Origin of the sequence: Maribacter sp. BPC-D8 (genome assembly GCF_035207705.1) — a bacterium.
GTDB lineage: Bacteria > Bacteroidota > Bacteroidia > Flavobacteriales > Flavobacteriaceae > Maribacter.
In genome coordinates, this window is record NZ_CP128187.1 from 2,025,580 (window position 1) to 2,047,207 (window position 21,628).

At 33.9% G+C, this 21,628-nt stretch carries 21 protein-coding genes and 1 other RNA gene; 15 read left to right on the top strand and 7 right to left on the bottom strand.

From position 1 onward, the window contains the following. Window positions 1-3: 3 nt before the first annotated feature. The 6 genes from QSV08_RS09035 to QSV08_RS09060 all read left to right on the top strand — a co-directional run bounded on the left by QSV08_RS09035 (window position 4) and on the right by QSV08_RS09060 (window position 6,491). Complete coding sequence (locus tag QSV08_RS09035; protein ID WP_324028065.1) at window positions 4-918, top strand: DUF368 domain-containing protein; 915 nt, start codon at window positions 4-6, stop codon at window positions 916-918. 13 nt (window positions 919-931) lie between these two features. Beyond that, a complete protein-coding gene (locus tag QSV08_RS09040; protein WP_324028066.1) occupies window positions 932-1,951 on the top strand; it encodes a DUF368 domain-containing protein in 1,020 nt (339 codons plus the stop codon). Then, window positions 1,923-2,675, top strand: a complete 753-nt coding sequence (locus QSV08_RS09045; protein ID WP_324028067.1) for a shikimate dehydrogenase family protein — start codon at window positions 1,923-1,925, stop codon at window positions 2,673-2,675. Before QSV08_RS09040 ends, QSV08_RS09045 begins: the two co-directional genes overlap by 29 nt. Window positions 2,676-2,823: 148 nt before the next feature. Beyond that, window positions 2,824-4,842, top strand: a complete 2,019-nt coding sequence (locus QSV08_RS09050; protein WP_324028068.1) for a DUF349 domain-containing protein — start codon at window positions 2,824-2,826, stop codon at window positions 4,840-4,842. 103 nt (window positions 4,843-4,945) lie between these two features. Further along, complete coding sequence (locus QSV08_RS09055; protein ID WP_324028069.1) at window positions 4,946-6,157, top strand: sensor histidine kinase; 1,212 nt, start codon at window positions 4,946-4,948, stop codon at window positions 6,155-6,157. A gap of 13 nt (window positions 6,158-6,170) precedes the next feature. Continuing rightward, a complete protein-coding gene (locus QSV08_RS09060; protein WP_324028070.1) occupies window positions 6,171-6,491 on the top strand; it encodes a hypothetical protein in 321 nt (106 codons plus the stop codon). Between the two features lie 48 nt (window positions 6,492-6,539). Here the strand turns inward: QSV08_RS09060 and rny are convergent, their stop codons facing one another. The 4 genes from rny to QSV08_RS09080 all read right to left on the bottom strand — a co-directional run bounded on the left by rny (window position 6,540) and on the right by QSV08_RS09080 (window position 8,924). After that, on the bottom strand, window positions 6,540-8,108 hold the full coding sequence (gene rny / locus QSV08_RS09065; RefSeq protein WP_324028071.1) for a ribonuclease Y: 1,569 nt from the start codon (window positions 8,106-8,108) through the stop codon (window positions 6,540-6,542). Between the two features lie 48 nt (window positions 8,109-8,156). After that, a non-coding RNA gene (ssrS, locus tag QSV08_RS09070) (6S RNA) lies at window positions 8,157-8,267 on the bottom strand. A 56-nt stretch (window positions 8,268-8,323) separates the two neighbouring features. After that, window positions 8,324-8,620, bottom strand: coding sequence for a cell division protein ZapA (locus QSV08_RS09075; RefSeq protein WP_324028072.1), 297 nt, complete (start codon window positions 8,618-8,620; stop codon window positions 8,324-8,326). A gap of 13 nt (window positions 8,621-8,633) precedes the next feature. Further along, window positions 8,634-8,924 (bottom strand): hypothetical protein, encoded by a 291-nt coding sequence (locus QSV08_RS09080; RefSeq protein WP_073246065.1) that lies wholly within the window; start codon window positions 8,922-8,924, stop codon window positions 8,634-8,636. A 193-nt stretch (window positions 8,925-9,117) separates the two neighbouring features. On the opposite strand from QSV08_RS09080, the gene QSV08_RS09085 reads away from it, so the two are divergent. The 3 genes from QSV08_RS09085 to QSV08_RS09095 are packed head-to-tail and all read left to right on the top strand — an operon-like array spanning window position 9,118 to window position 13,940. Continuing rightward, entirely contained in the window at window positions 9,118-10,809 is a 1,692-nt protein-coding gene (locus QSV08_RS09085; RefSeq protein ID WP_324028073.1) for a M23 family metallopeptidase, read from the top strand. A 5-nt stretch (window positions 10,810-10,814) separates the two neighbouring features. Then, window positions 10,815-13,280 (top strand): TonB-dependent receptor, encoded by a 2,466-nt coding sequence (locus QSV08_RS09090; RefSeq protein WP_324028074.1) that lies wholly within the window; start codon window positions 10,815-10,817, stop codon window positions 13,278-13,280. 9 nt (window positions 13,281-13,289) lie between these two features. Next, window positions 13,290-13,940: a hypothetical protein gene (locus QSV08_RS09095; RefSeq protein ID WP_324028075.1), complete on the top strand. Its 651-nt coding sequence runs from the start codon at window positions 13,290-13,292 to the stop codon at window positions 13,938-13,940. On the opposite strand, the gene QSV08_RS09100 is transcribed toward QSV08_RS09095, so the two are convergent. Beyond that, window positions 13,941-15,086, bottom strand: a complete 1,146-nt coding sequence (locus QSV08_RS09100; protein WP_324028076.1) for a cysteine desulfurase family protein — start codon at window positions 15,084-15,086, stop codon at window positions 13,941-13,943. A gap of 104 nt (window positions 15,087-15,190) precedes the next feature. Between QSV08_RS09100 and QSV08_RS09105 the strand changes: the two genes are divergently transcribed. Further along, window positions 15,191-15,697 (top strand): hypothetical protein, encoded by a 507-nt coding sequence (locus QSV08_RS09105; RefSeq protein WP_324028077.1) that lies wholly within the window; start codon window positions 15,191-15,193, stop codon window positions 15,695-15,697. 1 nt (window position 15,698) lies between these two features. On the opposite strand, the gene QSV08_RS09110 is transcribed toward QSV08_RS09105, so the two are convergent. Continuing rightward, window positions 15,699-16,241, bottom strand: a complete 543-nt coding sequence (locus tag QSV08_RS09110; protein ID WP_324028078.1) for a Smr/MutS family protein — start codon at window positions 16,239-16,241, stop codon at window positions 15,699-15,701. A 104-nt stretch (window positions 16,242-16,345) separates the two neighbouring features. Between QSV08_RS09110 and QSV08_RS09115 the strand changes: the two genes are divergently transcribed. Genes QSV08_RS09115 through QSV08_RS09125 form a run of 3 tightly spaced genes read left to right on the top strand, consistent with a single transcriptional unit; the run spans window position 16,346 to window position 17,275 of the window. Continuing rightward, window positions 16,346-16,606 (top strand): DUF2752 domain-containing protein, encoded by a 261-nt coding sequence (locus QSV08_RS09115; protein ID WP_324028362.1) that lies wholly within the window; start codon window positions 16,346-16,348, stop codon window positions 16,604-16,606. An 18-nt stretch (window positions 16,607-16,624) separates the two neighbouring features. Continuing rightward, complete coding sequence (locus QSV08_RS09120) at window positions 16,625-16,963, top strand: CCC motif membrane protein (RefSeq protein ID WP_324028079.1); 339 nt, start codon at window positions 16,625-16,627, stop codon at window positions 16,961-16,963. Further along, window positions 16,964-17,275 (top strand): CCC motif membrane protein, encoded by a 312-nt coding sequence (locus QSV08_RS09125; RefSeq protein ID WP_073246047.1) that lies wholly within the window; start codon window positions 16,964-16,966, stop codon window positions 17,273-17,275. A 51-nt stretch (window positions 17,276-17,326) separates the two neighbouring features. On the opposite strand, the gene rocD is transcribed toward QSV08_RS09125, so the two are convergent. Then, window positions 17,327-18,607, bottom strand: a complete 1,281-nt coding sequence (gene rocD, locus QSV08_RS09130; protein ID WP_324028080.1) for an ornithine--oxo-acid transaminase — start codon at window positions 18,605-18,607, stop codon at window positions 17,327-17,329. Between the two features lie 247 nt (window positions 18,608-18,854). Between rocD and QSV08_RS09135 the strand changes: the two genes are divergently transcribed. After that, a complete protein-coding gene (locus QSV08_RS09135; protein ID WP_324028081.1) occupies window positions 18,855-20,027 on the top strand; it encodes a mechanosensitive ion channel in 1,173 nt (390 codons plus the stop codon). Between the two features lie 187 nt (window positions 20,028-20,214). Continuing rightward, window positions 20,215-21,627, top strand: a complete 1,413-nt coding sequence (rlmD, locus tag QSV08_RS09140; RefSeq protein WP_324028082.1) for a 23S rRNA (uracil(1939)-C(5))-methyltransferase RlmD — start codon at window positions 20,215-20,217, stop codon at window positions 21,625-21,627. Window position 21,628: the final 1 nt, after the last annotated feature.

Sequence of the window (21,628 nt, forward strand, 5' to 3'; positions counted from 1 at the left end):
TTCATGGACAATAGAAAACTTAAAGATTATACTTTCATATCTCTAAAAGGTATGGCAATGGGTATTGCAGAATTGGTGCCAGGCGTATCTGGTGGCACAATAGCTTTTGTAACAGGTATCTACGAAGAATTCATTACTTCAATCAATAACGTTAACCTTACTACTTTAAAAGTTTTAAAAGAAGAAGGTTTTAAAAAGTTCTGGGATGAATTAAATGGCAACTTTCTGTTGGCATTGGTCATTGGTATGATGATCAGTATTTTCTCATTATCAAAAGTTATTGCCTGGTTATTAGAAGAGCACACTATAGTAACATGGTCATTCTTTTTTGGTTTGGTATTGGCAAGTGTCATTTTTGTAGCCAAATCAATTAAAAGATGGAATATTTTAGCCATCGTTTTATTTATAATTGGAACAGTTGGCGCTTTTTATATTACGACTCTACCCCCTTCTACCAGTTCAGGCAGCTTACCATTTATATTTTTATCTGGCGCCATAGCCATTTGTGCCATGGTATTACCAGGTATTTCTGGCTCTTTTATATTGGTTTTGCTAGGTTCTTACAAAACAGTTTTAGAAGCCGTAAATGAAAAGGATTTTGGCATTATTGTCACTTTTGCTTTTGGTGCAGCCTTTGGTATTTTAAGTTTTGCTCGGATGCTAAAGTGGATGTTCACCAATTATAAAGATGCTACGTTAGCAGTTTTAACAGGATTCATCTTAGGTTCATTGAACAAAATATGGCCTTGGAAGAATATTATTGAGGTAATTAAAATTGGTAAAAAAGAAATTGTCGTAGACGAAAACATCTCACCTTTCGCTTTTCAAGGCGATAATCAATTAACCTTTGCTATTGTAGCTGCTGTAATAGGTTTTTCTCTTATTTTTATATTAGAAAAATCAGCTTCTAAGAAGTAACGCAAAAACCTACATGAACGAACCCCGATCCTTTACAGATAAATTTTTCTTGGTCGTAAAGGGACTTTGTATGGGTGCTGCCAATAAAGTACCTGGCGTATCTGGTGGTATTGTTGCCTTCGTTGGCGGTTTTTACGAAGAATTCATTTATTCGCTTCAAAAAATAAATGCAAAAGCCTTTAAGCTTCTTATTAATGGTAGGCTTAAAAGTTTCTACAGATATATAAATGGCTCTTTTCTAACGCTACTCATTTTTGGTATGCTAGTGAGCTATTTTAGTATTTCTAAAATACTAGACTATTTTTTGGTAACACATGAACTATATGTATGGTCTGCTTTTTTCGGTATGATCTTAGGCTCTATTTACTACATAGGTAAAGATTTCGATTACTGGAAAAAGAAAACATTTACCGCTGCTATTATTGGCTTAAGTGTCGGTGTAGCCATCAGTTTTCTTAGTCCGGCAAAAGAAAACGACAACTTACTATTCATCTTTTTATGTGGTATGATCAGTGTGTCGGGCATGACATTACCCGGACTTTCGGGTTCATTCATATTAATTCTATTAGGTAATTATGTGCTGTTACTAGTAGACTCCGTAAACGCATTATACGATACTTTCTCAGAATTATTAGTAGGTGATTTTAGTTTTACTTCAAACACCGAAAGATTACATACCCTTAAAATTTTAGCTGTGTTCACCTTGGGATCGGCAACAGGTCTAGTTACTCTTTCTCATTTATTGACTTTCGTATTAAAACATTATAAACATGTTACTACGGCAACTATATTGGGTTTCATAACAGGATCACTAGGAGTTGTTTGGCCATGGAAAAAAACTATTTTTAAAACGGAAATTGATGGTGAAAGCATTTTAGATTCTAACGGAAAACAAATAATAATGAACTACGAACGGTTTCTACCAGATATGACCACCGTAGAAAATTGGATGGCAATCATCTGTATTATATTTGGTATTAGTATTTTGCTACTTTTAGATTGGTATGGAAAAAACAGAAAAACAGAACGTTAATTACGGCTTAATAGGCAAAGATATTTCTTATTCATTTTCAAGAGGATATTTTAAAAAGAAGTTCGAAGATATGGGGCTAGACCATTGCTCGTATCAAAATTTCGATTTACAAGCTATTTCAGAATTTCCGACCATCTTTAAAAACACTGAAAATGTACAAGGGCTGAATATCACCATTCCGTATAAAGAAGAAGTTATGGCTTTTTTAGACGATATCGATATTGCAGCAAACAAGATAGGTGCGGTAAATACCATAAAATTTACTAAAACTGGTTTAGTTGGTTTCAATACTGATGCCTACGGATTTCAAAAATCACTGGAACCCCATTTAAAAAAACATCACAAAAAGGCACTAATATTAGGTACTGGTGGAGCATCAAAAGCTGTAGCATTTGTACTTGAAGAACTTGGCATAACGTTTTCTTTCGTATCAAGAAGTGGTAAAAATAATGGTTATACTTATAATAACTTGACCGATAATATCATAGCTGAACATACCTTAATAATTAATTGCTCTCCTGTAGGCACTTTTCCTAACATTGAAGAAAAACCTGCAATTCCGTATTCCAAAATTGGAAAACAACATCTTCTTTTCGACCTAATATATAATCCTGAAGAAACTGCATTTTTATCCACCGGTAAAGCCAATGGGGCTACGATTTGTAACGGACATAGAATGCTAGAGTTCCAAGCAGAAAAATCTTGGGAGATTTGGAACCGTTAAACTCAATACCTTCATTTTATTTATAAGCTAGACATTGTAAATTATAGGTTTCCGTTAGATTACTCTTTTACCTTTTAACTAAAAAGACTAATCAATTCTTTGCTAGTCGTAGGGTTGTCACTATCTTGTAAGCATATAATTTAGGAATATGTCTGAGGATAAAGAACAACAATTACCAGAGAATTCAGTAGAGGAAAATACTGTAATAGAATCTGCTGAAAATACAGTAGAAGAAACAGTAAATACTACTGAAGAATCAACAGAATTACCAACAGAGCCTTCAACTGAAGCTAACGAAGCTGCAGAAGAAACTGATGTAATGAACGAGATTGACGATTCTAATGCTGAAGACGCTGAAGATACCGATACTGTAAAAAGACATGAAATACCTATGCCAGATTACCATGAAATGAGCATGGAAAATTTGGTGGGCGAATTACAACGATTAGTTAAGAACGAAAAGGTTCAAGCGATAAGAAAACATGTTGACTCCATTAAAGACGAATTCAATCAGAAATTTGATGAGTTTTTAGAAGAAAAGAAAGAAGAATTCATTGCTAACGGCGGTAATGAAATTGATTTTAGATATAATTCTGTAGACAAACAACAGTTCAACGAAGTATACTCAGAATACAGAGACAAGCGTAACCAACATTATAAAAGCTTAGAGAAAAGTCATAAAGAAAATCTTGCCTATAGATTAGATCTTATTGAACAGCTGAAAGCATTGGTTAATGTTGAAGAAGATATAAATACTACATATAACAATTTCAAAGATATACAGGCTAAATGGCGCCATGCTGGAGCTATACCGCGTGCTGATTATAACAATGTTTGGAAAACATACCACCACCACATTGAAATTTTCTATGATTTTTTAAATATTAATAGAGACTTAAGAGATTTAGATTTTAAGCACAACCTTGAAGAAAAAGGTAAAATAGTTGCTAGAGCCGAAGAACTATCGAAAGAACCAGATTTAAATAGAGCCTTTAGAGAACTACAAGTATTACACAAAATCTGGAAAGAAGATTTGGGACCTGTAGGTAAAGACCACAGAGAAGAAATTTGGGACCGTTTTAGTGCAGCAACCAAAATTATCCACGAAAGAAGACAAGATTACTTTAAGAATCTTGATAAAATAAAAGAGGAAAATTTAGAGCGTAAACATGCAATTATTGCTGAGATAAGTACACTTAGTGAAAATGTTTCAAGCAATCATGGTACTCTTCAACAACAGATAAAAAAATTAGAAGAACTTAGAGAAGCTTTTTTCAAGGCAGGTCAAGTACCACAAAAAGTAAATTCTAAAACTTGGAACAGTTTTAAAGGAGCAGTTCGTGTATTCAATCAAAATAAAAATGCTTTTTACAAGAACCTTAAAAAAGACCAACAAGAGAATTTAGATAAAAAAAGAGCTTTATTAGAAATTGCAGTTTCAATAAAGGATAGTGACGATTTTGACGCGACGACTTCAGAAATGAAACGCATTCAAGGACAGTGGAAAAAAATTGGTCATGTTCCAAGAAAGTACTCCGACAAATTATGGAAGGATTTTAAAGCTGCCTGCAATCACTACTTCGACAGATTAAATGCACTTAAAAATGATGCCTTTAAAGAAGAGGAAGCTAATTTTAAACTAAAAGATGAATTCCTTGACCGTCTTAAGGCATTTGAGTTAAGTGGTGACAAAGCTAAAGATTTAGAGGCTATCGAGAAATTTTCTGAAGAATGGAAAACTTATGGCAGAGTTCCTTTCAAAAAGAAAAACATCAATCAGAAGTTCGATAAAATTATAGATGCGCTATATGAAAAATGTGGTGTGAGCAAGCAAGAATCTGAACTGTTGAAATATGGCAACAAAATTCAGCAACTTAGCAATAACGACAATCAAGAACGTGCTATACAGAATGAGCGTGCTTTTATCAGAAAAAAGATAGATGAGAGCAAAGACGAAATTAGACAGTTAGAAAATAACTTACAGTTTTTCTCTAACGCATCAGAAACTAATCCGTTAGTACAAGATGTTATCAAAAGAGTTAACCAACACAAAGAATCATTGGCTGCTTGGAAAGCTAAATTGAAAAAATTAAACATCTTAAAAAATACACTTCTCAAAGAAGACGAGGAAGCAGAGGTTACAGAAGAGCCTACAACCGAAGAATAAGTATTTTTTAATATTGCTGCGCATATAACATTTATATCTTTCGGGCGTTAATTATGTAAGAAATTACCTACTATAAAATTTAGCGATTAGTTATATCTAATATATGGTTAAGCCAGAAATACCAAAAAACGAACAACAGCGGTTAGAAGCATTAAAAAGCTTTAATGTTCTTGATACCCTAGAAGAAAAAGAATACGATGCCATAACGCGAATTGCTGCAGATATTTGCAACACGCCTATGGCATTAGTTTCATTAGTTGATGAAGGTAGGCAATGGTTTAAATCTCATCATGGCATAGATGCTACCGAAACCCCAAGAGATTTAGCTTTTTGTGCACATGCCATTAACACCCCCGATTCTTTATTATTAGTAAACGATGCAAGTAAAGATGAACGCTTTTCTGACAACCCCTTAGTAACCGGCGGACCTTCAGTACAGTTTTATGCTGGTGCCCCATTGAATACTAAAGAAGGTGAATCTATAGGCACATTATGCGTAATTGACACAAAACCACGTGCTGAATTTACCGAAAGACAACAAGCCTCTCTAAGAGACCTTGCCGATCAAGTAATGGCGCAGCTAGAACTTCGAAGGCAAAATATTAAGGAAAAGATTGTTAATGAAGAATTACGTATTAAGAATAATCAATTAAAGCAGTTATCATATCGAATGGCGCATGATATGAAAACCCCTTTATTAGGTATTAGTTCTGTTATTGGGTTTATTAAAGAAGATTATACTGAGTTCTTTAAGGATACCGAGATACCGAATTACTTAAGTATTATAGATAATAGAGTTGAATATATGGAATCATTAATTAATGGGATCATTAATTACAACGCTATAACCAATGCAGATATAAAAGTAGAGAACTTTAATGTTTCAAAAGAATTACAGGGTGTACTCAATAAACAATCTGATAACCATAAAGTACAATTACACTTAGAAAATTGCAATCACAACATAAATCATTCTTTAAATAGCTTTGACCAAATATTTAGAGATTTAATATCTAACAGTATTAAATTTACTGATAAATCAGACATTAAAATAAACGTATCATTCAGTGAAAATCAAAACTTCTATTCTTTCACTTTTGAAGATAACGGTCCGGGAATACCTGAGAGATACTGGGAAAAAGTTTTCGTCTTATTCGAAAAGCTAGGTACAGAAGACACTAAAGATACCGGTATTGGTTTGACAACTATAAAAGAGCTCATAGAAAAACTTGGAGGCAGCATTACTATAGGCAAACGTAAAGACAATAAAGAAGGCGTACATTTCAGCTTTACACTTTCTAAAAATCTCGTTTAATGCTAGTTAGTATATGAAATTAGTAATCTGGATTGTTTTAGTTATTACCACTTTCATTTCTCAAGCACCTAGTAACGACCAACAAATAATAGCATCTCAAACTAATACTACCAAACAAGATGCATATTCAGTATTAAATACAAAATGTAATTTTTGCCATTCCGTAAAAAAGAATAGAACCATCTTTTCACTAGAAAATATGTATGACCTAGCAAAAGCAATAGAATATCAAGTTTTTATAAAGAAGAAAATGCCGAAAGGCAGAAAGAACAACTTATCAAGTTTAGAAGAAGAAAAATTATTGAAATGGATTAGTTCCCTCGATAAGACATAAAAAAAGCCTCTATAAATAGAGGCTTTAATTTAATACTATAAACTTAAATTACTTTGCTACATTGACAGCTCTTGTCTCACGTATTACAGTAACTTTTACCTGACCAGGATAGGTCATATCTGTTTGTATTTTTTGTGAAATCTCAAAAGACAATTGAGCAGCTCTATCATCATTTACTTTTTCGCTCTCAACGATAACACGAAGCTCTCTACCCGCTTGTATAGCGTAAGCCTTCTGTACACCACTAAAGCCAAAAGCAACCTCTTCAAGGTCTTTTAAACGCTGAATATAAGAATCTAATACTTGTCTTCTTGCTCCTGGTCGTGCACCACTAATGGCATCACAAACCTGTACTATAGGTGCAATTAAAGTTTTCATTTCAATTTCATCGTGGTGAGCACCGATGGCATTACATACCTCTGGCTTCTCTCCGAACTTCTCAGCCCACTGCATACCTAAGATAGCGTGTGGCGTTTCAATTTCATTTTCAGTATTCGGCACTTTACCTATATCATGTAAAAGTCCGGCACGTTTAGCGATTTTAGGATTCAATCCTAACTCAGCAGCCATAACACCACAAAGTTTAGCAACTTCTCTAGAGTGTTGTAACAAATTCTGGCCGTAAGAAGATCTATACTTCATTCTACCAACTGCACGTATTAACTCTGGGTGTAAACCATGAATACCTAAGTCGATAACAGTACGTTTACCTATTTCAACGATCTCTGCCTCTATTTGTTTTTCGGTCTTTTTAACTATCTCTTCAATTCTTGCAGGGTGAATTCTACCATCTGTCACTAACTTATGAAGTGAAAGTCTTGCAACCTCTCTTCTAACAGAATCGAAACAAGAAAGTATAATAGCTTCTGGTGTATCATCAACAATAATCTCAACACCGGTAGCAGCTTCTAGTGCTCTAATATTTCTACCTTCTCTACCAATAATTCTACCTTTAACATCATCAGATTCGATATTAAATACAGACACACAGTTTTCAACTGCTTCTTCTGTACCAATTCTCTGAATGGTATTAATTATAATTTTACGAGCTTCTTGTTGTGCTGTAAGTTTAGATTCTTCAACAGTAGATTGAATGTAAGCCATAGCATCAGTCTTGGCAGTTTCTTTCAAACTCTGCACCAATTGATTTTTAGCTTCATCTGCAGAAAGTCCAGAAATAACTTCTAATTGTTGAATTTGGCTTTTATGCATTTTATCCAACTCCTCATGACGTTTGTCAAAAAGTTCTTTTTTCTGTTCTACGTCTTTCAGTTTATTATCTAGCTGAGAGTTCATGTTCTTGTTTTTGGCAAGTTCACTACTCACTTGAGACTCTTTATCTCTTGTGCGCTTCTCTGCTTCGTTTATCTTTCTGTCTTTATTGTTAATTACCTTTTCGTGCTCAGCTTTTAATTCTAAAAACTTCTCTTTCGCCTGTAAAATCTTTTCTTTCTTGACACTCTCTCCCTCTGTATTTGCATCTTTTAATATGCGTTCAGCGTCTTTCTTTGCGTTTATTATGGTTTTAGAGGCTTTCCCTTTTTCCAAAAATTTTGCTATTGCAAAACCGATTGCCAGCCCAACTATTGCGGCAATAATTATCATTGTACTATCCATAGTGTAATTTATTAATAAAAAAAAGCCCACATTGGAGAAGTTTTGATCAAACTCCGGTAAACAGGTTTAGGGCTAACAGACTGATCAAGGATCCCTATACAAGTAGGGCTTGCTTTTACAATCTAAACTCACCCTTTTTAAAAAAAATAAATGTTGAGTTTGTCAAAAGGTATTACCAATGTGGGCAGTAACTTAATATATTTAAAAGAACGTTTTTATTTCAAAGCTAATTTAGATGACACCAAATCTTCTAGCGCTTGTAAACGCTCTTCAGCTTCTTTGGTACCTTCTGTTTGCTCTATGCCATTCTGTTCAATTTTAGACGCAAATTGCAAGGCACACATGGCCAAAACATCTTGTTTGTCTCTAACTGCATAATTCTTCTCAAATTTTTTAGCCAACTCTTCTATATTTTTAGCTGCTTTACGCAAGCCTTCTTCCTGAGCAGGGTCGATAGTCAATGGGTAGACCCTATCAGCAATAGAAAGTTTTATTTTGAGCTTTTCTGACATATTATTATAAACATTACTCCGACAATTGAGCTATACAATGGTCCAACTCTCGTATTAATGTATTTATTTTAAGCTTAGCTTCTGTTTTATTGGTATTACTGCCAAGCATTGAATTTGCAAGTTTGAGTGAATTATATTTTTCTTCCCATTCAGACACCGTTTTACTGGTATTTTCTTGTGAAGATTTTATATTCGTTAATTCTTTTTCTAATTCAATATTAGCATTGTTTAAAACCTCAAGTTTATGCAACAATTTGCTAATTTTATTTTCTAAAGAATCAACAATTTTAATTAACTCGCCCATACATTACAATCAATGCGATTTACACAAAGTTAACATACATTATATGACTTAGCAATAGTTTTTTGAAATATTCGTAAATCTGTTGTTCTTAATTTCAGAATACATTACTATAAACTCTTTATTATAATTTTAGCGTGCTCAACTTCACGTAATTGTTATTGATTAATTATTTTCGCACTATTGCTGTCTACCTATGAAAAAAATATCCCTTGGTCTATTATTATTATTTTGTTTTAATCTTTTCGCACAAGAAAAATATCCGAAAGATGCTTTTGGACCACCAATGGATATCCCCATTATTTTAGCGGGTACATTTGGCGAGCTACGTTCTAACCATTTTCATTCTGGTGTTGATATTAAAACACAGCAACGCGAAGGTATTCCTATAAACGCAATTGGCGATGGTACCATTACCCGTATTAAGGTTTCTCTTTGGGGCTATGGAAAAGTTCTTTATATCGCCCACCCAAACGGATATACTTCGGTTTATGGGCATCTTCAAAAGTTCTCACCCGCTATTGAAGCGTATATCAAAAAATTACAATACAATAAAAAGTCATTTGAAGTAGAGGTTTTTCCTGATTATGGAGAATTGAAGGTATCAAAAGGTGAATTGATTGCCTATAGTGGTAACACCGGTGGTTCTGCTGGTCCGCATTTACATTTTGAAATTAGAAGTAGTATTTCTGAAAAACCGACTAACCCTTTAATGTATGGTTTAGATGTTGCAGATGCTACAAATCCTATCTTAGAAAAATTATTTGTTTATCCGCTAACAGATAAATCTCATGTTAATAATAATTACGAAAGAACACAGGTAAATTTCAGTAAACAGGCAGATGGTTCTTTTTTAGCAGATAAAGTTACTGCCCTTGGTGATATTGGAGTCGGTTTTATTGGTTTTGATAGGTTAGATATGGCCGCCAACAAAAACGGAGTATATAGTGTTGAACTTAGTGTAAACGGAAAAATTTATTCCCTTTACGATTTTGAGTCATTTTCTTTTGGTGAGACTAGATATATAAATACGCTTGTAGATTATGACTACTATGGTAGAAATAGACAGAAAATTCAGAAGAGTTTTAAATCGGCCGGCAACAACCTAAGTATTTATAAAGACTTATATAACGACGGTAAAATAAAAATAAACGAAGGTTTAAGTTATACCGCAAAATTATTGATCAAAGATTACGCAGGTAATAAGGTAGAACTTAATATTCCTGTTGAAGGTGTAAAGAATTTATTAGGCAACAAAAAAGTAATTACAAAAACAGATAATTACGTTATTGCAAAAAAACCTAATAATTTTGATTTAGGTGGTGCCAAAGTTTATTTTCCGACAAACACTTTTTATGAAGATTTTTATATCGATTTAAAGAAGGGAAAAGACACCGTAACCATTCATCGTAACACAATACCGGCACACAAAAATTTCACGATAACTTTTGATGTTTCTAAATATTCAAAAGAAGAACAAAAACAATTATTTATAGCTCGGTTAGATTCTAAGCTTAGACCAAACCATGCGAACACATATAAACGTGGTAATGAATTTACAACACGAACACGTAATTTAGGCACCTACACTTTAGCTAAAGATTCTGTTGCGCCCACTATTAGAACCAAGAATTTCAAAGACAAGCAATGGTTAAACAATTATAAATACTTGAGTGTACAAATAGCTGACGACTTAAGTGGTGTAGATAAATATTCTGCTACATTAAATGGCGAATGGATATTAATGGAATACGAACCTAAGCGTAATACATTGACCTATAATTTTGATGACAAGATTGCAGATCAAACGCAATGTGTACTTGAAGTTACCGTTACAGATAATGTAGGGAATACGAACACCCTAACCACCTCTTTTTATAGAAAATAATATATTTGAAACTACCTAACGTTCTAAGCCTGATACTATTACTATGCAGCGCCATTGGTTTTGCACAGAATGCTACTATTTCAGGTATCGTATTAGGCAATGATAATGAACCCTTACCAAATGTAAATATTACGAGTAAAGGTTTAGGGACCACAACAAATGCTGACGGTTTTTACATTTTAGAAATCACCTCAGATGAAGAGAACACTATAGTTTTCTCTCATATTGCTTATCTAGATGTTGTTTTAGAAAATATCATATTAAACACGAACGAGACGTTTGAGTTCAATCCTGTTTTAAAAAGTGATGTTACCCAGATAGACGGAGTTACCGTTTCTGCCACTGGCGAAAAAGAAGTCAGCAATATTTTAAACATATCCCCTGAAAAAATCAGAAAGATACCAGGTGCAAATTCCGGAGTAGAAACAATATTGAAGCTATTACCTGGTGTATCGTCTAACAACGAATTAAGTACACAATATGCTGTACGTGGTGGCAACTACGATGAAAATTTGGTATATGTAAACGAAATAGAAGTGTATAGACCCTTTCTAATTCGTTCTGCACAACAAGAAGGGTTGAGCTTTGTAAATAGCGACTTAGTACAAAATGTAAAATTTTCAGCTGGTGGTTTTCAAGCGAAGTATGGCGATAAACTAGCTTCTGTTTTAGATATAAAATATAAAACCCCTACCCTATTTTCTCTTCGGGCAGATGTAAGTTTTCTTGGCGCAAGCGCTAGTTTAGAAACCGTTTCTAAAAATCAAAAGTTGAGTTCTGTATCGGGTGTGCGATATAGAAATAACTCTTTATTGGTTAATAGTCAACAGACAGAAAGCAATTTCAATCCGGCGTTTACAGATGTTCAAAGTTATTTGACGTACCGCTTTTCGCCTAAGTTTCAACTTAATTTTCTAGGTAACCTAGCTGTCAACGATTATAAAAATGAACCGTTAAATAGACAGACTAATTTTGGTACCATAGACAATCCGCAGGCATTGGTTGTGTATTATGAAGGACAAGAAAATAATAAATACACTATCGCCTTAGGTGCTTTAAAAGGAAGTTACTTTTTAAATGATAAGACCACTTTAAAATTAATTACCTCTATTTATCATACCATTGAAGAAGAATACTCAGATGTTGTTGCAGCTTATGAACTTGGTGATGTGGATAGCAATTTAGGAAGCGATACGGCTGGCGAGGTATTAACATCTCGTGGAATCGGTTCTCAGTTCAACCGAACACGAAATGATTTAGATGCCCTAATATTCAATTTAGAACACAAAGGTTCTCACACCATGAATAATTCTATATTGGAATGGGGAGCAAAATATACTCATGAAGATATAAGAGATCAGTTGAGAGAATCTGAGTTTATTGACTCTGCCGGATTTTCTATTAGACCACCTCGCCCTGAATTCATTAACAATCAACCTTCTGAACCCTTTGATGCTCCATTAGAAGCCTATACTGGGTTAAATGCTTTAAACTTTGTAAAAACGAATCGATTTTCTGGATATGTTCAATTAGGAACCCAAAAAACATGGAACAATGCAGATGTATACTATAATATAGGTGTACGTTCACATCATTGGACTGTTAGCGGTACGGGTGTAGAGAAAGTATCACAAACCGTATTTAGTCCGCGTGCACAGTTCGCTATAAAGCCCGAATGGAAAAAAGATATGCTCTTTCGACTTTCTGCCGGATTTTATCATCAACCACCTTTTTACAGAGAATTACGTGATAATTCTGGCACTATAAACCCCAATGTAAAGGCACAAAAAGCCTTTCATCTCGTTGCTGGAAATGAATATAGTTTTCTGCTTTGGGACAGGCCTTTTACACTGATTAGCGAAGCATATTACAAGAAATTAGAAAATGTTAATCCGTATACCTTAGAAGATGTTCGCATTCGTTACGCTGCTAATAATGATACAGAAGCTTATGTCTATGGCGCCGAAGTTAGATTAAACGGTGCTTTTGTACCTGGCACAGAATCTTGGGTAAGTCTAGGTTATTTAAAAACTGAAGAGAATAGAAATAATAGAGGCTACATACCTCGCCCTACTGATCAACGCGTAAAATTTGCTATTCTTTTTCAAGATTACATACCTACAATACCAGATGTAAAGATGTATTTAAACTTAGTTTATCAAACTGGTGTTCCTGGTGGTTCGCCCAGTTATGCCGATCCATATATTTTTCAGAATAGATTAAGAGATTATAAACGTGCAGATTTAGGAATTTCCTATATTTTTGCAAATAAGGACAAACAATTTTCAAGAACACATTGGCTTCATAATTTTAAAGAATTGAGTTTAGGTTTTGAAATTTTCAATTTATTCAACAATCAGAATTCAATTACCAATACGTGGGTTAGAGATGCAGATAGCAAAATTGAGTATGCTGTACCAAATTATCTTACCTCTAGAGTATTAAATTTAAAATTAGGATTACGCCTTTAAACATTACAGATGAAAAGAATACTTTTCTTACTAGCACTTATTTCTTCTTTCGCCGTTATGGCTCAGAAAAACATTTATGAAAGCCCGAGTTTTGATGCCTTGAGCGCTGATCATAATATTTTAGCCATTATACCTTTCTTGACCAATTTAGATTTGAATGAAAAAGTCTCTAAGTCTGAACAAAAAAGGTTGGAAGAGAACGAAGGTTATGCTGTCCAAAATGCTTTTGAGACCTATTTCTCTAAACGTAGTAAAAAGAAAAAGTTACCGGTAACGTTTCAAAACATTGAAAATACAACGGCTATTCTAGCAAAGAATAATATTAGCTATGACAACATCGATGTCTATACCACCAAAGAGTTAAGTGAAATTTTAGGGGTAGATGGCATTATCAGTGGCACTTTAGATTTGAACATACTACTATCTAACGGTGTACCAACAGAATTCAGCTTTACCGATTACTTCTCTGGTGGTGCTAATTATGGTCGTATTGGCATTAAGATAAGCGATGGCGATTCTGGTAAATTACTATGGAAATACGAAAAGGAAATTAATAAGAAAACTGGTAAAAACACCACCGACCTTATTGATCGTATGATGAAGTTGGCCATTAGAAAATTCCCCTACGAGAGAGAGCGTAAACGCGATCGTAAAAACTAACTACGCTTCTATAATATCTTTTAAAACTCCGATAGTATAATCGATTTCTTCTTTGGTATTATAAGTAGAAAATGAAAAGCGTACAGAAGGCTTTTTCATATCTTCTGCAGACAATACTTGTGTAAGTACATGAGAACCTGCATCACTACCAGACTGGCAAGCACTACCTTTAGAACAGGCAATACCTTTCATATCTAAATTGAATAAAAGTAGCATTGACTTAGCTTCAGAAATAGGTAAACAAACATTCACTAGAGTATATGTACTTTTATCTAAATCACCCGAATGTCCATTAAATTTGGCACCTGGTATTTTTTTATTAACCTGCTCGATAAAGTAAGATTTTAATCCCTCAACATATTTCTTGTCTTCATCTAGGTTATCGTAAGCATGTATAAAAGCTTCTTCTAACCCTACGATATTATGAAAAGACTCGGTACCAGCTCTAAGTCCGCGTTCTTGAGATCCGCCAGATATCATACAACTTAAACCAGAATTCTTACGAATAAAAGCAAAACCAATTCCTTTTGGTCCGTGAAATTTATGTGCTGCGGCGGCTAAAAAATCTATAGGGAATGCTTTTACATCCCAATTAAAATGTCCGAGAGATTGTACTGTATCAGAATGAACTAAAGCTCCGTATTTCTTCGATAAAAGAGTAATCTCTTCTAAGTCTATTTTATTTCCAATTTCATTGTTTACATGCATTAAGCTAACCAACTTCTTAGAATCATCTTTCTGTAAAAGGGTTTCTAAATGGGCAATATCAGGATTACCAAATGCATCTAAATCCACATATAATAATTGAATTAAGCCCTTTTGCTCTAATTCTTCTACGGTATGTAAAACTGCATGGTGCTCAATTCTAGTAGTAATAATAGTTTTTACATCTAAATCACGCACAGCACATCTAATAATCATATTATCTGCCTCGGTACCACCAGAAGTAAATATAATTTCTGAAGGTTGTGCATTAATATACTTAGCTATAGTTTTACGAGCGCTTTCAATGGCTGTCTTTGCCGTTCTACCAAAACTATGGGTAGAAGAAGGGTTACCATAAGTACCTAAGGCATCTTGCATTTTTGCAATAACATTAGGGTGAATTTGCGTAGTGGCTGCATTATCTAAATATACATGTTTCATATAAGCCTACTCTTAAAATAAATAATGAACAAAAATAGTTAATTAACCCATAATTGACCCTGATGCTACAGACAGATTTCCAATTTTTAAATTAAATTTGAATTATGAAAAAATACCTCTTAATTGGTTGTTCGATTTTGTTCTTTGGATGTAATGATGGTGACCTTCAAATAGAAACCGTAGATTTTGATAGTATCGATACAATTCAAAGCTGTAATGATGTTTCTGCCTTGACCGAAAATGTATTGTTCAAAATAAATGGTGATGAGGCATTAATTTTGACCATCCCTAGCGGACTATTAAAAAATGAAGTAACCGCAGCTAGTTTAGAAAGTGCAGTACCTGGTAATTCGCAAATTAGTTACAGAATTTTCTCAGAGACTGTTACCAATGCATATTTCTGCGATTCGCCACCACCACTTACACCAACTGTTTTAGAAGAAATTGAAGCTGAAGGTGGTGATATAATTGTAACGACAACTACTGAAGACAGTATTACATTTACACATACCATTCAACTTAGCGGTATTACCTTTTTAAATGAAAACGGTAGTAGAATTACAGATTTACAAATAAGTGAATTTGGTACTGTAACTACAACTGCAGAGTAATCTAAAAATTCTGAAAAATATAGACTTCGGTAGCGCCTAGCCCATATTTTTGATAATCGGCATCGTAATATTTTACGTTGTCATATTTTCTGAACAAGTAGCCTAATTCTTCTTTTAATACGCCCTCGCCTACGCCATGTATAAATACAATCTTTTGTATTCGTTTACTGATGGCAAAATCTAACTGACGTTTGGCAGTATCTAACTGTAGGTTGAGCATATCGTACTTACTTACCGATTTAGGGTTTTTCATTAATTGATTGATATGCAAATCAACTTCCATTTTTGGTGCTGTACGTTCTTTAGACCTTAATACTGTTGCCTTTCTACGTTTAGGTATTTCTTTTTCCTTTTTAATTTGAGCAATTTCGTAATTAGAAACTCTAATATCATCGGCAATTAAAACTAGTTCATGAGCAGCGAATGTTAAAGGGAAACCATCGTCACTTAACATGGTAATATTAGTGCCATTAATAGATTCAACAACGCCTTTAATGACATCATCAATTGTTTCTACGGTATCGCCAATATTAAAATGAGACATGTTTTTGTTTTGAATACACAAAAATAATGGTAATTTTCGGACTATTAATTTATTTACAGATGCGCCTTAAGGCATTACTTATTTTTCTGGGATTAGAAAGTTTCATGCTACCCTGTTTTACCAAACAGATATTGGGCGTTGATTGCCCTGGCTGTGGATTACAGCGTTCACTATTATTTTTAATAAAGGGCGAGTTTATTTCAGCTTTTTTAATGTACCCTGCTATTTACCCTATGTTATTACTCTTTGGCTTTTTAGGGCTTAATAAGTTATACCCAATTAAACATTCAAATGCAATTACAATTACGCTTATGGTTAGCACCGTAGGTTTTATATTAACCAATTATATATTAAAATTCATCTAATAACTAAACCTTTAAATTATGGAACAACAAAAATTACCCAATGTTACTATTGCTCTTGTACTAAGTATACTTTCATTTATGTGTTGCTGTTTAAGCGCTGGTATTGGAGGAATACTTATGTCAGGTATTGCATTATTCTTAGTAAACAAAGACACAAAAACATATCAAGAAAATCCGCAAGAATATTCTAACTTCAGCACCCTTAAAACAACTAAGACTGTAGCTATTATAGGGCTTGTTATTGGAGCTATATCGCTTTTATGGACAGTTTACTCAATAGTTTCTATGGGCGGATGGGATGCATATATGGAGCAAACCTCTGAAATTTATGAACAACTTGGAATACCAATGGAATAAATGAACAATTCAGAGTACCAACAAATACCAGGTTCTAGCAACGCATTAACTTTTGGCATTTTATCTATTGTACTAACCCTGTTCTGCTGTGGTCCTTTCGGTGCCATATTTAGTTTTATCGGTTTAAGCAATGCTAAAACAGCAAAGAGACATTATGAGGCTAATCCTGGTAATTATAGAGGGTATGAAAATATTAGTACGGGAAGAATTCTCTCTTATGTAGGTCTAGCTTTAGCCCTTATATATCTAGTGTTTTGTATTCTTTACTTCGGATTGATAATGGCTTTCTTTATGACCGCCGATTTTCAATAAGGAAATAATAATCAAAAAAAATCCCCGATTTACATCGGGGATTTTTTATTACTAGTTTTTAAACTCTTTCAGTGTTTTTATAATAATAGAAACACAATCTAAAAGTTGTTCTTTTGTCATCACCAATGGCGGCGCGAATCTTATAATATTACCGTGCGTTGGTTTTGCTAGTAATCCGTTTTCTTTTAACGCCATACAAATATCCCATGCAGTAGAACTATCTTCACTGTCATTAATAAGTATTGCATTTAAAAGACCTTTACCACGAACACTATTTACCAAATCGGTAGTTGATATAAATTTATTTAGCTCTGATCTAAAAAGCTCACCTAATTCAAAGGCATTTTGTGCAAGCTTCTCGTCTTTTACAACTTCTAAAGCAGCCATACCAACAGCAGCAGCAATTGGGTTACCCCCAAAAGTACTACCATGGTTTCCTGGTCGTATCACGTTCATAATGGCATCATTTGCCAAAACAGCAGAAACTGGGTAAGCACCACCAGACAATGCTTTACCTAATATTAAAATATCTGGTTTAATCTCAGGTGTACCGCTACAATGCTTGTCTGCACAAGAACAATTACCACAAGTTGCCAGTAAACGACCTGTTCTAGCAATACCAGTCTGTACTTCATCTGCAATAAACAATACGTTATACTTTTCACATAATGCTTTAGCTCCACTTAAATAACCTTCAGAAGGCACATAAACACCTGCTTCACCTTGTATTGGTTCTACTAAAAAGCCTGCTACGTTTGAGTTTGATTTTAAAACTTCTTCAAGAGCAGATAAATTATCGTACTCTATTTTAATGAATCCGTCGGTATATGGTCCAAAGTTCTTACGAGCTACAGGATCGTTAGAGAAAGAAATAATAGTAGTTGTTCGACCGTGAAAATTGTTCTCACAAACTATAATTTCAGCTGCATTTTCTGCAATACCTTTTTCTTCATATGCCCATTTTCTACAAATTTTCAAAGCCGTCTCTACAGCTTCTGCACCAGTATTCATTGGTAATAACTTATCGAAATGAAAAGTCTCTGTTGCATATTTCTCATACTTACCCAACATATCATTGTAAAATGCTCTAGAGGTCAAAGACAATGTCTTGGCTTGCTCTGTCATTGCATTTACAATTTTTGGGTGACAATGACCTTGGTTAACTGCAGAGTATGCAGAAAGAAAATCATAATACTTTTTTCCTTCCACATCCCAAACATGAACACCTTCTCCTTTGCTTAATACAACAGGTAATGGGTGGTAATTGTGGGCTCCGTGTTTTTCTTCTAATGCAATAGCATCCTTAGAAGTGATGTTTTCTAAAATTGACATGATAAAAATTACTTTAAATAAAACTTTAGCAATTCCTTCTATACCTTTTTCCTTTCAAATCCCGAAAAGTTATCGGGGCGAAAATTCAGCGTGGGAGAGAAATCATCCTGTAGAATTACAAACATAATAAATATTTTTTTTGAACTACTATAAAATCTAAAAGAACCTATGAACTACGATAAAATGTGACCTTTAACAAAAATTTGTGTCCTAATACATAGAACCAATTTATTATAAAAAGAACACTATGAATTATTTAGAGAACATGATGTCTAGCCTTTCTAACTCAGTCGGCGATTTTTTACCAACCACAATCGGCGCAATACTAATCCTTCTTATAGGATGGTTTATTGCCGGATTCTTGAAAAGACTTATTACCAAATTAATTAAACGAACTAATATCGATAGTAAATTAGGGTCGGGTAAAGTTGTACTTTCTTCCTTTATCGGAAAACTGGTATACTTCTTTATCATGATTTTTGTTTTCATGCTAGCCTTAGAAAAACTGGGTATGACAAGTGTTTTAGACCCGGTCAAAAATTTACTAAATGGCTTTACAGGTTACATACCTAATATAGTAGGTGCAGGTTTAGTAGGTTATATCGGTTATATGCTAGCTACTATAGTTTCTGAACTAGTAGGTCTTTCTGGTGAAACTATACAAAGCTTTGTGCCTAAATTAAAACTACCAGAGAATTTAAATTTAGTCAACATACTCAAAAAAGTAGTTTTCATTTTCATCTTTATACCCTTATTAATTACGGCATTGAATATTTTAAATATGGATGCTATTTCTGTTCCTGCAACTCATATGCTAGAACAGTTCTTTACTGCAATACCTAAAATAATTGTTGCTGTACTTATACTTCTAATATTCATTATCGGAGGTAAATTTGTTGCTGGCTTGGTTACAGACTTATTAGAGAGTTTAAACTTAGATGGTATTGTTAACAGAATGAATTTAAGCAGCTTATCATCAAATACAAACCTTGCAAAACTTCTAGGTAATGTTGTTTACTTTTTCATTGTTCTTTTCGGAATTACCACTGCATTAGAAAAATTAGAATTTGAAAAACTTACTAATGTACTAGACACTTTAGTAGGTGTTTCTGGAAATATTCTTTTCGGATTAGTAATCTTAATCATAGGAAACTGGATAGCCTCTACAGCTCACAAAGCAATGGCTAAAGATGAGAACAGTCTTTTTGTTGCATCAATTGTTAGAATGTGCATTTTAGCTATTTTCTTGGCAATGGGTCTTAAAACAATGGGTATTGGCGATGAAATTATAAATATGGCTTTTGGTATTACTTTAGGTACCATTGCTGTAACCATTGCTTTATCATTTGGACTTGGAGGTAGAGAGGCTGCTGGTAAACAAATGGAAAGAATTTTAAATAAATTCAATAAAACTAAATAGTAGCAAAAAAACTATTTAACTTTTTAGAGTCCGGAAATCTTACATCAAAGGTTTCCGGACTTTTTCATTTGTATAAAAACAAATCATTTCTTATCTACTTTAATAAACTATCTTTTTTAACTAAATATAACAGCGCTACTATGTTTATTAGTTATTATAAATGCCAACGGATGCTTACTTTTGCCACATGCGAAAAAAGACAAAGCGAGTAGTTTTTGAAAATGTAATGGTAACCGATGCAGCTGCAAAGGGTAAAACTATTGGTAAAGCCCCAGATGGTAGGGTTATTTTCTTAAACAACACCGTACCGGGCGACGTGGTAGATGTACAAACTACCAAAAAGAGAAAAGCTTATTTTGAAGGAACTGCTATTAACTTTCACAGTCTTTCTGATAAAAGAGTAGATCCGGTTTGTCAGCATTTTAATGTTTGTGGAGGTTGCAAGTGGCAAGATATGGGCTACGAACACCAACTATTTTATAAGCAGAAAGAAGTAGAGAACAATTTAAAAAGAATAGGTCATTTAGATTTGCCTGAACTTACACCGATTCTTGGCTCAGAGCAACAATATTTCTACAGAAACAAAATGGAATTTTCTTTTTCTGATAGCCGTTGGTTAACGCTTGATGAAGTAAAGTCTGATAATCAAATTGAAGATAGAAATGCCTTAGGTTTTCATATACCTGGCATGTGGGACAAGATTTTGGACATAAAAAAATGTCATCTACAAAAAGACCCATCGAACGCTATACGTTTAGAAACTAAAAAATTTGCCGTTGAAAACGGATTAACCTTTTTTAATCCAAGAAATCAGTATGGTATGCTGCGTACTTTAATGATACGTACGTCATCCATTGGCGAAATAATGCTATTGGTGCAGTTTTTTGAAAACGATAAAGAGAAAAGAGAATTACTCTTAAATCACCTTGCCGTAACTTTTCCTGAGATAACATCGTTATTATACGTTATCAACCCAAAACAGAACGATACCATTTACGATCAAGAAATTATCTGTTTTTCTGGTAGAGACCACATTTTTGAAGAAATGGAAGGGTTGAAGTTCAAGATTAATGCCAAGTCTTTTTATCAAACAAATTCAGAGCAAGCATACGAGTTATATAAAATTACCAGAAATTTCGCCGATTTAAAAGGTGATGAGTTGGTATATGATTTGTACACAGGTACTGGAACTATCGCCCAATTTGTTTCTAAAAAAGCAAAAAAAGTAGTGGGTATAGAATCTGTACCTGAAGCAATTTTAGACGCCAAAGCAAATGCAGAACGAAACGAAATTGACAACGTCGATTTCTTTGTTGGCGATATGAAAAATGTGTTCAACGAACAGTTTATTACTCAAAACGGTGTGCCAGATGTTATTATTACCGATCCTCCGCGTGATGGTATGCATAAAGACGTGGTTCAGCAAATACTAAACATAGCGCCTAAAAAAGTAGTCTACGTGAGCTGTAATAGCGCAACACAGGCTAGAGATTTAGAGCTAATGAAAGAGATGTATGATATTACGAAGGTGCAACCTGTAGATATGTTTCCGCAAACTCATCACGTAGAAAATGTTGTACTTTTAGAAAAGAAAGTTTAAA

Coding starts and splice junctions, on each gene's coding strand:
- QSV08_RS09055 (WP_324028069.1), top strand. CDS start 4,946: ATGGTTAAGCCAGAAATACCAAAAAACGAACAACAGCGGTTAGAAGCA.
- QSV08_RS09040 (WP_324028066.1), top strand. CDS start 932: ATGAACGAACCCCGATCCTTTACAGATAAATTTTTCTTGGTCGTAAAG.
- QSV08_RS09075 (WP_324028072.1), bottom strand. CDS start 8,620: ATGTCAGAAAAGCTCAAAATAAAACTTTCTATTGCTGATAGGGTCTAC.
- QSV08_RS09105 (WP_324028077.1), top strand. CDS start 15,191: ATGAAAAAATACCTCTTAATTGGTTGTTCGATTTTGTTCTTTGGATGT.
- QSV08_RS09095 (WP_324028075.1), top strand. CDS start 13,290: ATGAAAAGAATACTTTTCTTACTAGCACTTATTTCTTCTTTCGCCGTT.
- QSV08_RS09125 (WP_073246047.1), top strand. CDS start 16,964: ATGAACAATTCAGAGTACCAACAAATACCAGGTTCTAGCAACGCATTA.
- QSV08_RS09060 (WP_324028070.1), top strand. CDS start 6,171: ATGAAATTAGTAATCTGGATTGTTTTAGTTATTACCACTTTCATTTCT.
- QSV08_RS09120 (WP_324028079.1), top strand. CDS start 16,625: ATGGAACAACAAAAATTACCCAATGTTACTATTGCTCTTGTACTAAGT.
- rocD (WP_324028080.1), bottom strand. CDS start 18,607: ATGTCAATTTTAGAAAACATCACTTCTAAGGATGCTATTGCATTAGAA.
- QSV08_RS09085 (WP_324028073.1), top strand. CDS start 9,118: ATGAAAAAAATATCCCTTGGTCTATTATTATTATTTTGTTTTAATCTT.
- QSV08_RS09115 (WP_324028362.1), top strand. CDS start 16,346: ATGCTACCCTGTTTTACCAAACAGATATTGGGCGTTGATTGCCCTGGC.
- rny (WP_324028071.1), bottom strand. CDS start 8,108: ATGGATAGTACAATGATAATTATTGCCGCAATAGTTGGGCTGGCAATC.
- QSV08_RS09135 (WP_324028081.1), top strand. CDS start 18,855: ATGAATTATTTAGAGAACATGATGTCTAGCCTTTCTAACTCAGTCGGC.
- QSV08_RS09100 (WP_324028076.1), bottom strand. CDS start 15,086: ATGAAACATGTATATTTAGATAATGCAGCCACTACGCAAATTCACCCT.
- QSV08_RS09080 (WP_073246065.1), bottom strand. CDS start 8,924: ATGGGCGAGTTAATTAAAATTGTTGATTCTTTAGAAAATAAAATTAGC.
- rlmD (WP_324028082.1), top strand. CDS start 20,215: ATGCGAAAAAAGACAAAGCGAGTAGTTTTTGAAAATGTAATGGTAACC.
- QSV08_RS09110 (WP_324028078.1), bottom strand. CDS start 16,241: ATGTCTCATTTTAATATTGGCGATACCGTAGAAACAATTGATGATGTC.
- QSV08_RS09045 (WP_324028067.1), top strand. CDS start 1,923: ATGGAAAAAACAGAAAAACAGAACGTTAATTACGGCTTAATAGGCAAA.
- QSV08_RS09035 (WP_324028065.1), top strand. CDS start 4: ATGGACAATAGAAAACTTAAAGATTATACTTTCATATCTCTAAAAGGT.
- QSV08_RS09050 (WP_324028068.1), top strand. CDS start 2,824: ATGTCTGAGGATAAAGAACAACAATTACCAGAGAATTCAGTAGAGGAA.